A 12600-nucleotide genomic window follows, 5' to 3' on the forward strand; every position below is an offset into this window, starting at 1 on the left:
GTTCACCGGCCTTTGGTCCACGGTAGATCACGCTAGTTGTGCCGACCCTGCGCGCCGAGATCGATCGCCCGGGCCCAACACTTGTCAGACACGCCCTCGCTCTGGGGACGCGTCGCGTCGCGCGACCCGCATCCGCTCCGGCGGACGCCAGCCCCGGCTGGGAACAGACGCCACAAGCCGTTGCGTGTATGGGTGTGAGGGGGAGGTGAGCACGGCCTCGACGTCGCCCTCCTCGACGATCTCACCGTGGCGCATCACGATCACCCGATCGCAGACTTGTCGCACAACCGCGAGGTCGTGTGAGACGAAGAGGTATGACACGTCACTCTGCTGCCGCAGTTCGACCAAGAGATTGAGGATCTGTGCCTGGACACTGACATCGAGCGCGGAGACTGCCTCATCGAGAATGACGAGCTCCGGGCTCGGCGCGAGCGCGCGGGCGATGGCAAAGCGCTGGCGTTGGCCCCCCGACAGCGCGCGAGGGTAGGAATGTGAATGCCGTTCTTCCAGCCCGACCCGCTCTAACAGCTGAGCAACGTACTCCGCGCGGGACAAGCCGGCGGGGGCGCCGTTCACCGCGATGACCTCCCCGAGGCAGTTGCCCAGCCGCTGACGCGGGTCCAGTGAGCCGAACGGATCTTGGAATACCATTTGCGCACGTCTTGCCTGGACACGACGACTAGCCAGGTTGCGTGGCGGTCGCACAGGAGTACCTCGGAACAGGATCTCGCCCGAGGTGGGCGGTTCCAGCCCCGCAATCATTCGCGCCGTCGTCGACTTCCCTGACCCCGACTCGCCCACCAGGCCGAGCGACTCGCCCGGAAAGATGGTTAACGAGACGGAGTCGACTGCTCTCACCGATCCTGAAGCCGTGTGAAAACTCTTCGTCAGGCGTTCAGCCGTCACGAGTGCGTCGGTCATGTGTTCACTCCCTCGATCGCTGGCGACAATTCGTGAGAACGAATGCAGGCGCTGACTTGCTGCGTCGCCGCCTCGGTGAGCGGTGGGTCTGTGGCGTAGCAGCTCGAGATGGTGAACGCGCATCGGTCTGCGAACGCGCAGCCGTGGCCGGCCGTTGCCGCGGACGCCGGGACGCCGGGGATACTCAGCGGGAGTCTGCGCACCTTGGCGCTCGGGCGGGAAGAGAGAAGCGCGGCCGTGTATGGATGCCGGGGATGCTCTGTCACCCGCTCGGACGGACCCTCCTCCACGATTCTCCCTGCGTACATCACCGCTATCCGATCCGTGGCGGCGGCCGCGAGGTCGAGGTCGTGAGTGATGAACACCAAACCCACGCCATGAGTCTTCGTGATGTCGGCGAATATGCTCATCACCTCGGCTTGCACCGTGACGTCGAGAGCGGTAGTCGGCTCGTCGGCAAGGATGAGCTGGGGCTCGGTCATGAGGGCTGCAACGATCATGACTCGTTGCAGCAGGCCGCCGGATAGCTGGCTCGGGTACTGCGACATACGACGTGCGGGATCCTGCACCCCCACCTCTGCAAGGAGTTCAAGCGCCCGTGCGGTCGCAGCGCGTCGAGGCATTGCCCGCGTCGCCACCACCGCCTCTACGAGAAAGTCGCCCACGGTCCAGAGAGGGTTGATGTGCGCTCGCGGATCCTGATGGATCATCGCTACACGCCGTGCCCGGAAGTCGACGAGTTGGCGACGATCCATTTCGAAGATGCTCTGATTGCGGAAGTCAGCGCGACCCGAGGCGACCATCCCAGCCGGCAGCTGCCGCATGATGGCGCGCATGGTCATCGACTTTCCAGAGCCGGACTCGCCGACGATCCCGAGAGCCTCGCCGGGCTTCACGTCGATGTTGACGCCCCGCAGTATCGGGGTGGTGTTGCCCTTGGCTCGCATTTCTACGCGCAGATCGCGCACCGACAACAGGGACTCCGCGCCACGGGCCAGAGAGATCGTCATGCCGCCCTCCCGACGACGCGGGCGAGTCGATCGCCCAGCAAAGTGAACGCGACCACGGAGATCACGATCATCGCTCCGGCCGCGAACGTCTGCTGCATGTTTCCGGATAGCAGCTCGGACCTTCCGGCTACGACCATCGCACCCCACTCTGCGGTTGGAGCCTGAATACCGAGTCCGATGAACGAGAGCGCCCCGAACTCGAGCAGGGCGACCCCGAAGCTGAACGTGGCCTGGGCCAGGATCAGGGAGCTCAGCCCGCGCACGATGTGCATATTGATCCGAGCCGACGAGACGCCTGAGAGCGTGAGCGCCTCGATGTAGGGTTTCCGTCGCTCCACCAAGGCAGACGACCGGATGATGCGGGCAACATACGGGGCGCTCGCTATCGACATAGCGATGACCGGGGCCCAGAACCCAGTGCCGAGGATAGTCACAGCTATGAGGGCGACAAGGATGCCGGGCACGGCGATCATCACGTTGAGCGTTCCGCCCACCCCGGCGTCAACGGCCCCGCCGAACCAGGCCGAGAGCACCGCGAGGGCGCAGCCGCTGAGCATGCTGAAGACGACGATGAGCGCAGCCGCCGCGTAGCTGATGCGCGCGCCCCACAGCAAACGAGAGAAGATATCGCGCCCGAGAGAGTCCGTTCCGAGGACGTGAGCGGGGGAGGGGCTTTGATTGGCTGCCAGGATGTCGGTGGCGTCCGGCGGATAGGGCGCGATCCAAGGACCCAGGATCGCGACGCTGAGAAGAGCCACACAGAAGAGGATCAGGATCAACAGGTAAGGATCTGCGGCGCGCAGCCGCAGTCTGGTGTGCGCCAGCGTTGGAGTCGCCGGGGTCGTGATAACCGGGTTCATGTGGCGCGCCTTCCTCGTCGAGCGGTTGGATCGATCGCGAAGTGAATGAGGTCGACGAGAGTCATCATCGCGACGAAGACCGCAACGATCAGCACGCTGATTGCGGCCACCACGGGTACGTCCTTGCTCGAGACGCTCCGCACGAGCAGCGACCCGACTCCGTCGATGGTGAACGCGCTCTCCACCACGACGCTGCCGGCGACGAGCGCCGCGAGCGTCAACCCGGCTGCGGTGACTATGGGGATTCCGGCGTTGCGAAGGATGTGCTTACGGATGATCAGCGAACGCGGGAGACCGCGACCCTCCGCGGTACGGACGTGCTCGTTCGTACGCTGCTCACTGACCGCTGCCATCGAGATCTGCGCCATGTACGCGATCCATGCGATCGACAACGCTATTGCGGGCAATGTGAGGTGCCAGATGCGGTCCGGACCCGGCGCACCCGCTCCATAGGTCGGGAACAAGCGCAGATTGACCGCGAACACGCCAAGAAGGGCCGTGGCGGCGACGTAACTGGGAATCGAGATGAGAACGGCGATCAGAACCACCATGACGGGTTTGATCTTGGTGCTGAGCCCTCCGACCAGGCCGAGCGCGATCCCGACGATCAGGATGAGGATCCCGGCATAGACCACGAGAGAAGCCGTCGTCTCGATGCGGGGGAGCAGTACCGTACCGACTGCATCTTTGTACGTGTAAGAGGTTCCCAGATCTCCCGTCAGGAATCCCCCGAGCCAATTCGCGTAACGCACGATGAGCGGATCGTCCAGCCCGAGCTGCTCCCGCAGTTGGGCCCGCTGCTCGGCGGAAGCCTTACCCCCGAGGATCTGTGTCACCGGGTCACCGGGGGTGAGTGTGAGCGCGGCGAACACCACGAACGAGGTAAGCAAGATGGTGGTGATCGGCCCGATGATCCATCGCCACGCGTTTGACAGGATCGTCCTCCCACGGTCGATTCCGGACCTCTTCTCGGCGGCCTGCACGCGGCTCGTCACCGTGGTCACGGCAGGAACTCCGGGTGAATGTCTCGCCAAGGAGCGATCTGCTCCCAAGCCCGCGCAAGACGCAGCAGCTCGAGATCCTGGTGCTGAGGGGCGTGCAGCTGCATGCCGATCGGCAATCCTTCCGCGCCGAATCCGGCTGGCACAGTGATCGCAGGAATGCCCGCATGGGACGCTGACTCGGTCAATCGGTGAAAGTCGATGGCAGGATAGCGCACTGCGATCTCGTCGACGTGAGTCGCCCCTCCCCGCGCGCCGGGGTGCGCGAAGGGCGCTACCGGACTCGTGGGCGTGATGAGGAAATGATGATCTCGGAAGACGTCGTTGTAGGTGCGCGTGATCTGGCCGCGTGTCACGGTGCACGCGTGCAAGTAGCTTTCGAGCGTTACTCGGCGTGCTGCATCACGGACTTCTCGCATCGCCGGATGTGGCAAGGGTGCATCCTCAGCGAGGAAGAAGGGGCCCCAGAAGTCGATGAAGTACTCGACTGGATCGGGAAGATCCAGTCCGATCTCCGACACGATGGCGCCGGCGTCGGCGAGGCGAGCGACTGCCATTGACACAGCTTCTCGGACCTCCGCAGCCACCGGGCCGGCGGAGGGAGTCAGTGCGACGGCGATCCGCACCCCAGACAGGTCCGGTTGAGCCGATAAGGTCGCCGCAACGAAATCCTTCCGCGCAATCGGTGTCGAATGCGGGGATCGTGGATCGAATCCTGCGGTCACCTCGAGCATCAGCGCGATGTCGGCGACCGTTCGCGACAAGGGCCCGTCCGTCACAGCCGTATCCCAGGGCTGATCGCCCGGGATCCAGCGCATGGAAGGCTTCAGCCCGACGACACCGCAGTAGGAGGCCGGAATCCGAATCGAGCCACCACCGTCCGAGCCCCACGCGAGCGGAGCCATACCCGCGGCTATCGCCGCAGCGGCGCCGCCGCTCGAGCCGCCCGCCGTGTAGCCGAGCCTCCAGGGATTGTTGGTCACACCCGTCAACGCGCTTTCGGTCACGCCCAGCATCCCGAACTCGGGTGTGGTCGTCTTACCGATGAGAATGGCGCCAGCACCGCGCAGGCGGCCCACGGAGATGGAGTCTTCCTCGGGCACATGGTCCGCGAAGGCGGTGCTGCCGAACGTCGTGCGCACGCCAGCGGTTGGCGCGAGGTCTTTGACGGTGAGCGGGACGCCGAACAGCGGCGGCAATTCGTGCGCGTCGACCTGCATCACGCGCCTGTCCGCCCGTTCGGCGGCGCTCATCGCCCTCTCGAAGATGACTGTGACGAAGGCGTTGACTTGTGACTCGTGGTTCGAGATCTGCGCCAGCGACGCGGCGACGGCCTCACTGGGCTTGATCTCGCGCTCGCGTATCAGTGTGGCGATCTCGTGCCCGTCGAGCCAGGCGAGTTCATTCGCCACGGCCGGCCTCCCGTTCGTCGACTCTCCAGAGGACCTTCCAGGTCGCCACCAGCGCCGGCTTCGATACTCCTTCGACTTCCATCTGACAGTCGTAGGTGACGAGCACCGCCGAACCGCGATCGTCCAACCCGCTGATCTCTCCCTGAACCCTCACGCGATCCGCTGTCGTGACGGGATGAGTGAATCGAACATGGTCGAGGCCATAGTTCCAACCCTCCCAACGATCTGATTCGATGAAGGACACCTGGCCTACCAGATAGTCGAGGAGCGCGAGAAGGTGGAACCCCTCGACTAGTCCTTCCGGGTAAGCCGAAAGGTCGAACTTCGCATCTTCCTGGGCGAGGTAGGCGGCCTGTTCGAAGTGCTCGATAGCCGCTTCGGACACGCCGATCCAGGAGCTGACGAATCTCTTGCCGACCAACTTCGCAACGTCGCGCCACTCGGCGCTCGCGGTCTGAATTGTCGTCACCCACGGCCCATCTTTGTGTGTCGAATGCTATTCAACTCTCCGGTGGTCCGGAGGCGCGACCACCGGAGAGCTGGAATGGATGTCGGGATCAATGCCGGGGGGATCAGCGCCCGCCGACGAAGGCGAGCGAAGGAAGGTTGGTGTATACCCAAGAGGTGATCACGCCCCCGATGCGGTCGTTCACGAAGTTGACCTGGTAAGGATTCACGATCGCGATCGTGCCTCCGTGTGCTTCGTAGACCGACTGAATCTCGAGTGTCCGCTCTACTCGCTCGGCGGGATCAGCTGTCGTGATCGCCTCCTCGAAGAGCGTGGAGAGGTCATCGTCCGCGAAGCCGTCCCAGTTGTACAGACCATCCGGCAGGTAGTAGTAGCGGATCGACGTCAGCGGCTCCTGAATCACGTCGCCGCTTACCCCGAGAAGCAAGTCACTTCCCGCGCGGGCCGCGGGGTCGTACATCGCCTGCGCGTACTCGAGCGGCTGCAATGAGTTGATCGACAGGTCGAGCCCGACGGACTTGGCCTGCTCCTGGAGAAGCTGTGCGATCTTCGACGCCGTCTCATCGCCGCTCGCGACGATGACCTCCAGCTTTTCCCCCGTCGCGCCCGCCTCTTCGACGAGGTCTCCAGCCTTCTCCGGGTCGTAGGAGCGATCGCCGGCTATCGTGCTGTACGTCTCGAGTGCCTGCTCACTTTCTGCGGCCGGCCACGAGTTGGGGCTGATGGCTGTTGCCCACGGCTGCGCGGCTCCGGAGAACACGACGCTCGCGATCGCATCGCGATCGACCAGGTGCTGGAAAGCCTCGCGAAGCTTCGGTTCGTTTGCGAGCACACTCGACGGGTCGGCTACGCGAAGGCTCCACACCGAGGTGGTGTCGCCGAAGTACAGGGCGCCGACCTCGGTGTTCGTGAGAGCCGGCACCGCGGTGCTCGGAATCTCCCAGCCGCCGTCGACCTCCCCCGTCGCGAACGCCTGGGTCATCGCCGACGTATCGGTGATGAATGTCATGCGCACGCTCTCGACAAGGGGCGCCCGCTCCGCGTCCCAGTAGTTTTCGTTCTTGGTGATCGTGATGTCTGTACCGGGGTTCCATCGACCGAGCTCGAAGGGGCCGGAACACATCAGTCCGACGCTGGGAGTGCCGACGTTCTCGCCGGCTGCCTCCGTGAAGGCCCGTTGCATGATCGCGCCGCCCACTCCCGCCATGGTGGGCAGGAACCCGGCATCCGGTGCACTGAAGTCGACGGCCACCTCGGTCGGCGAAAGCGCCGTGATCGATGCGACGCTGGCGTAGGTGGGAGCGAGGTACGAGGCAGGAGAGGCGGCGAGATTCATGCTGAAGACGATGTCCTCAGAGGTGAGAGGTGTGCCGTCCCAGAAGGTGGGTTCGCCGCGAAGGGCGAAGACTGCACGGGTGGGCGTCTCCATCTCCACGGTAGCCAAGCCAGGGATGATCGCTCCCTGCTCATCGACCGAGAGGAGGGAATCGCAAAGGTTGGAGACGAGTGCCATCCCCGAGTATGTGGGGACGTTGGGCGGGTTCAAGGTGGCGGGTTCCCCGGAACCCATGTTCCACGTCAACGACTCGACCGGTTCCGAGCCGCTCGGAGACTGGGGCATCGTTTTCACGTCTGTGCTCGCCTCCGGAGCGGGCGTTGCGGCGCATGCGGTTGCGGCGAATCCGATACAGGCGAGGGTGACCGTCGCCAGGACTCCCGCCCGTGTGGTTGCGTGTCGACTCTTCATGACTCTCCTATGGGGGAAACGGCGCGACGCAGCGAGTTTGATGTGGTGCCGATGTGGAGATTCGCCGCTCACGTTCTCTACTTCGAGAACCTCGGTCGCGTAGTCGGGTTTGGTGTTGGTCCGATTCGGGAATCGGTCTATTGATAGCTTGCGCCAGCAACGCCTTGATGTAAAGACTGATGTATAAACCGCGATGTAAAATCTTTATTTCGTGATATCAGATCGCCGCGTCAAGATGCCGCGCGGCTTCCTCGAGGTGCTGCTCCGCAATACGAGGATCGAGCTGACCGACTGACATCACGGCGACGAAGGCATCGGTGCCAATGATGGGGATGCGCACGAGCTTCGCCGCGGTGAACCCATGAGCGGATCCGTCTCCAATTCCGAGCGGTGGACGATCCTCACGCGAGGTGGCCTCACTGGCGCTCTCACGAGCGCGGATCGCCTGCACAGCCGTTCGCACGCTCGAAGATCCGTCGTGGACGAATCCAGTTGGGACGGAGAGGTGGATACCTGGCACCGCCGGTTGCGCGCTGGCCACCGTTACGAGAATGCCGTCTGTGTCCGCGACCAGCACGGCCGTCGAGCCGGAGGCGTCCGCGAGGCGCTGAAGGGGAAGTCGGACGATGCTTTCCAAGGGCTCTGCCACGGCTCGAGCCAGTGCCGTGATCCCGAAGCCGAGATAGTAGCGCTTCCGGGTGTCGCGACGGATGAACTGCTCACGGAGGAAAGGGCGTAGAAGCCGGTACAACGCGGTCCGTTGAGTATCAAGTCGCGCCGCGAGTTCGGAAGCGGTGAGTCCCTCGGGCTCGGCGTACAGCTGCCAAAGAAGCGCCAGTGCGCGTTCCAGCGTGCTCGACGAGTCGCTCTGTTGCATTCGACTCATCTCTCCGCCTTCGGTCCCGGCGCGAGCGAACAGAGTTGTCATCCGTTCAGCGCCGTCAGCTGGCCCCCGTAGAACAGCAATGGGGATCCGTCGCGGGAACCACAGCGCTGCACTTCGCCCAGAACAATCGTATGATCGCCGGCCTCATGGCGTGCCCATGGCGCGCAATGGAACCAGCCGATGGCATCCGTGACGAGCGGAACACCTATTGAGCGATCCCACTCTGGCGCTCCGTCGCGAGACTTCGATGCGAATGCGCGAGCGACGTCCGAATGGTCGGCCGAGAGCACGCTGACAGTGAACGGCCGGTCCAAGAGGGCCGCATGAGAGCGCGAGTTCTTCTGGATCGAGACAAGCAGCAACGGCGGGTCAAGCGAGATCGAGGTGAGAGAGTTGACGGTCAAGCCGTGCGTGCCTGCGTCGTCTTCGTACGCGACGACGGCGACTCCCGTAGCGAATCGGGCGAAGGTCGCGCGCAATTCCGTGGCGATCTGCGGGGGCTCCAAGCGGACGGCCTCCATGACGGCGTTCACTTCTTCCTCGTCGGGAGGTCGACTCGGATGTTCGCACGATCTGCGAACTGCGGATGCGGCGGGTAGATCGCCGACATCTCGATGTTTTCGATGAAGGGCCCGCCCTCCATGTCTTTGGTCATCCAGTACGCGCCAACCGATGGCTGCTGGTTCTGAGCGATGATGATGTGATTCGCGGCGGTGGACATGTCGCGGTAGATCCGACCCAGCCGCGATCCCTTGAAGACGCCTCCGACACCGCTTTCGAGAAAGAGCGAGTTCACCACCTCCCGCATCTCGTGCACGATGAAGGTGTTCATCTCCGCCATCAGCACGCGCAACTCGTAGTCGATGTATCGGTTTTCCTGCGCACTGGCGAAAGCCCGGGTGAGCACATCGTTCTGGAAGAGGCGGCACGAGCGGATCCGAGCATCCGCAGTCGCGATCTTGATGTGCAGGTTCTCGTCGGTAGCGAAGCGAAGTTGTCGGTAGGATCCGCGCCGGGCCTTCAGATGCGTCTGCTTGATGAGTTCTTCCATCGCGGCGGTAGCGAGCCCGATGGCGTGCGCAGAGTGGGCTGCCTGAATGAACGGGCCCTTTTCGTGAGGAGTTCCGTAGGTGATTCCCCAGATGCCTCGTTCGTCGACCATCTCAGCCGGAACGAAGACGTTGTCCACGGAGAAATCTCCGCTGCCCGTGCCCCGAAGACCCAGTCCGTCCCACGTGTCATAGAGGGTGACGTCCTCCCGGCGGAAGTAGGGCACCACAAACCAGGGCGCGCCGTCCTTCGGTGAAAGCACCTCTTTGCCGTCGTCGTCATGTAGAACGCACAGACCGAATAGGTGGGTCGCCTCAGGGGATCCGCTCGAGAAGGGCCACCGCCCCGAAACCCAGTAGCCTCCCTCGACGGCCCTAGCCACGCCGCCCGCACGCCCGCCATTGCCGGCGATGATCCAACGCTCGTCCGCGAGGATCCGCTTCATGGCGTCTCTGGAGGCCCAGGTCTGCCCTGTGTGGAGCATGCAGAGCCATCCGACCGAACCGTTGATGTGGGAAAGCGCCTCGACCGCTTCCAACCAATCGACTGGGTGACTCTCGAGTCCGCCGAGTTCCTTCGGGAGGAACGCGCGGTACATCCCGCATTCGTAGAGCGCATCCGTGATCTCATCCGGCACGCGGCGCTCGTTCTCGATCACGTCCTCGGCGTCACGGACGAGATCGAAGAACGGTGTCACCCGCTCAAGCATCGAAGATTTCGTGGGCATTGCTGCTCCTCCTGTTGCAATAGTGATACACACGGGCCTGGATGTATCACTATAGCGACACCGACTGTTCGCGCAAGGGTCAATTCTCGTTGCGCGCGCACGACGTTCCGGGCTCTCAAGCACGCCCTCGAACTAATCACCGGTGCGATGGCGCGGCGGAGTGGCTGGACGGCGGGGTGTCCACCCGAGCGCGAGCACGCGTCGCAATCGGCGAGTCACTGTCACGGTTGTGGGCGCGATTCCGACCCTGGCTCACGTTCTCGTTCGTCCACGGCCGCAGAAGGCCCGCGCAATGAGATCGAGCCTTCGCGTCGTGATCGGACTACGGCCCGGCCCCTTCGGAACACGGCAAGACGACATACAAGTACCTCCTTCGAGCGGGTCCTTGTTGCGGTTCGTCACCGGAAGCCACCAGGTCGCAACGGCCTCTTTCTCGACCGTCGCCGACACACGCCACCGACGCTCTCGGTCAGGGGTCTGCTCGATATAGTGGGGCGATCCCCCCGGATCGTCGGGGGTGAGTCCCATAGCGTGGTGTCACTTCCCGCGGGGCCCTCGTTGTCGTAGACGATGAAGGGCCATCGTGGGATGACCAGTTGTTTCCGGCAAGAAGCAAAGCAGAGATCCCACGATGACCCACCACCAGTCTGCCCTGACGACCCTGATCGGCGAAGTCCTCGCCGATCCCGACCTGGCCCACTCCGACGTCTTCCGGCGGATGCTGCAGGCCGGCCTGCAGGATCTGATCAACGCGGAAGCGACCATGAAGATCGGTGCCGCCCCACACGAACGCACCCCGGAGCGCACCACCCGCCGCAACGGCACGCGTCCGAAGACCCTCGCGACCCCGGCCGGCGAGGTCGACCTGCAGATCCCGAAGCTGCGGGAGGGGTCGTTCTTCCCGTCGCTGCTCAGCCCCCGCCGCCGGGTGGACAAGGCGCTCTACGCGGTGATCTGTCAGGCCTGGATCGACGGGGTGAGCACTCGGAAGGTCGACCAGCTGATCCGCGCGTTGGGCAACGACACCGGCATCTCGAGGTCGACGGTCTCTCGGATCTGCGCCGAGATCGACGAGGCGGTGCAGGAGTTCCTGCACCGTCGGATCGACCACACCTGGTTCCCGTATCTGTTCCTGGACGCCACCTACCTCGACGTCCGCCACCGCGGCCGCGTCGTCTCGCAAGCCCTCGTCGTCGCGACCGGCGTCTCCGGCGATGGGCGGCGGGAGATCCTGGGCATGAGCCTTGGGGACGCGGAGACCACCGACTTCTGGACCGAGTTCCTCCGCGGCCTCCGCGACCGCGGCCTGAAGGTCGCCACCGACGCCGACCCGGAAGGCGTCGCCCTGGTCACGTCCGACGCGCACGCTGGCCTGAAGGCCGCGGTCAAAGCGATCCTGCCCGGAGCCGGGTGGCAGCGCTGCCGGGTCCACTTCGCCCGCAACGTCACCCAACGCCTGGGCTCGGCCCGCTCCAAGCCGGTCAACGCGCTGATCACCACGATCTTCGCGCAGACCACCCCGGAGGCCGTGCTCGCCCAGTACCAGCAAGTCACCGACAGCCTGCGCTCCTCATTCCCCGAGATCGCCGCCATGCTCGAAGCCGCCGAACCCGACCTCACCGGGTTCGCGGCGATGCCCCGCGAGCACTGGCAGAAGATCTGGTCGAACAACCCCATCGAACGCCTCAACCGCGAGATCAAACGCCGCGCCGACGTCGTGCAGATCTTCCCCGACCGCGACTCCGTGACCCGGCTCATCGGCGCCGTCCTGCAGGAACAGCACGAGGAATGGCAATACGGCGAACGCCGCTACTTCTCCGACATCTCCATGCGCAAACTCGTCCACACCCTCCACGCGCACACCGAACCCGCCCGCCCCGAGCTCTACCTCACCGCCTGACCCCCACCCATCAAGGAGCAAACGGAGTGACACCACTCAACGGGACTTGACCATCGTCGGTGCTCAACCGGAGATCCGCGAACGGGCGTGGAGTCAACGTGGCCCAAGCGGAACGTCGAATTGCCCGAGCGTGGCAGATCGCAGTTGTCGTCGGCACCAGCTCGAACGAGCGGGACGGCACGGATATCCAGCGCATCTGCTTCACACTGCAGCTCAAGCCCGACCGCGTCGACGACTATCTCGAAGCACACGCGCGGGTCTGGGCGGAAATGCGCAGTGCACTCTCCGAGAGCGGGTATAAGAAATTCAGCCTCTTCGTCCGGCGCGACGACGGGCTGATAGTGGCCTACATAGAGACAGAGGACTACCAGCGGGCAACCGCGAACATGGCGCTCAGGGAAGTGAACACCCTCTGGCAGGAGAGTATGGACGAGTACTTCGAGCAAGGCCGGCCCGACCACCGGGCCGAGCCCCTCGAGCAGTACTTCCACCTCCCTTGAGCGACCGCAAAGGACAAGCATCACCTCTCCGTCGCGGAGCCGAATCCCCGCGAGCCTCGTCCCGTCGGGGCCCCGCCTCTCGCGGGCTTCAGATGCCCTGGCGAACATCGCACTCGT

12 protein-coding genes are annotated in these 12600 nt (G+C 64.2%); 2 read left to right on the forward strand and 10 right to left on the reverse strand.

Annotated features, from left to right (window positions below; translation table 11 throughout):
• Positions 1-84: 84 nt before the first annotated feature.
• From MRBLWH7_RS17125 to MRBLWH7_RS17170, 10 genes are all read right to left on the reverse strand, one after another.
• On the reverse strand, positions 85-921 hold the full coding sequence (locus MRBLWH7_RS17125) for an ABC transporter ATP-binding protein (protein WP_341996677.1): 837 nt from the start codon (positions 919-921) through the stop codon (positions 85-87).
• On the reverse strand, positions 918-1931 hold the full coding sequence (locus tag MRBLWH7_RS17130; RefSeq protein ID WP_341996679.1) for an ABC transporter ATP-binding protein: 1014 nt from the start codon (positions 1929-1931) through the stop codon (positions 918-920). Before MRBLWH7_RS17130 ends, MRBLWH7_RS17125 begins: the two co-directional genes overlap by 4 nt.
• Positions 1928-2791 (reverse strand): ABC transporter permease, encoded by an 864-nt coding sequence (locus MRBLWH7_RS17135; RefSeq protein ID WP_341996682.1) that lies wholly within the window; start codon positions 2789-2791, stop codon positions 1928-1930. Before MRBLWH7_RS17135 ends, MRBLWH7_RS17130 begins: the two co-directional genes overlap by 4 nt.
• On the reverse strand, positions 2788-3795 hold the full coding sequence (locus MRBLWH7_RS17140) for an ABC transporter permease (RefSeq protein WP_341996684.1): 1008 nt from the start codon (positions 3793-3795) through the stop codon (positions 2788-2790). The genes MRBLWH7_RS17135 and MRBLWH7_RS17140 overlap by 4 nt, the downstream gene beginning before the upstream one ends.
• Positions 3792-5204 (reverse strand): amidase, encoded by a 1413-nt coding sequence (locus MRBLWH7_RS17145; RefSeq protein WP_341996686.1) that lies wholly within the window; start codon positions 5202-5204, stop codon positions 3792-3794. The genes MRBLWH7_RS17140 and MRBLWH7_RS17145 overlap by 4 nt, the downstream gene beginning before the upstream one ends.
• The gene (locus MRBLWH7_RS17150; RefSeq protein ID WP_341996688.1) at positions 5194-5673 is read right to left on the reverse strand and encodes a hypothetical protein; all 480 of its coding nucleotides are present in this window, start codon (positions 5671-5673) and stop codon (positions 5194-5196) included. The genes MRBLWH7_RS17145 and MRBLWH7_RS17150 overlap by 11 nt, the downstream gene beginning before the upstream one ends.
• Before the next feature lie 103 nt (positions 5674-5776).
• A complete protein-coding gene (locus tag MRBLWH7_RS17155; protein ID WP_341996689.1) occupies positions 5777-7492 on the reverse strand; it encodes an ABC transporter substrate-binding protein in 1716 nt (571 codons plus the stop codon).
• A gap of 145 nt (positions 7493-7637) precedes the next feature.
• Entirely contained in the window at positions 7638-8348 is a 711-nt protein-coding gene (locus tag MRBLWH7_RS17160) for a helix-turn-helix domain-containing protein (RefSeq protein ID WP_341996691.1), read from the reverse strand.
• Positions 8345-8839 carry a flavin reductase family protein gene (locus MRBLWH7_RS17165; protein WP_341996693.1) on the reverse strand — a complete coding sequence of 165 codons (495 nt, stop codon included), beginning with the start codon at positions 8837-8839 and terminating at the stop codon, positions 8345-8347. The genes MRBLWH7_RS17160 and MRBLWH7_RS17165 overlap by 4 nt, the downstream gene beginning before the upstream one ends.
• Complete coding sequence (locus MRBLWH7_RS17170; RefSeq protein ID WP_341996695.1) at positions 8836-10083, reverse strand: acyl-CoA dehydrogenase family protein; 1248 nt, start codon at positions 10081-10083, stop codon at positions 8836-8838. Before MRBLWH7_RS17170 ends, MRBLWH7_RS17165 begins: the two co-directional genes overlap by 4 nt.
• A gap of 631 nt (positions 10084-10714) precedes the next feature.
• Here MRBLWH7_RS17170 and MRBLWH7_RS17175 point away from each other — a divergent pair.
• The gene (locus MRBLWH7_RS17175; protein WP_341994761.1) at positions 10715-11983 is read left to right on the forward strand and encodes an IS256 family transposase; all 1269 of its coding nucleotides are present in this window, start codon (positions 10715-10717) and stop codon (positions 11981-11983) included.
• A 98-nt stretch (positions 11984-12081) separates the two neighbouring features.
• Positions 12082-12483, forward strand: a complete 402-nt coding sequence (locus MRBLWH7_RS17180) for an L-rhamnose mutarotase (protein WP_341996696.1) — start codon at positions 12082-12084, stop codon at positions 12481-12483.
• Positions 12484-12600 lie beyond the last annotated feature (117 nt).

The sequence above is a fragment of the Microbacterium sp. LWH7-1.2 genome (assembly GCF_038397755.1).
Taxonomy (GTDB): domain Bacteria; phylum Actinomycetota; class Actinomycetes; order Actinomycetales; family Microbacteriaceae; genus Microbacterium.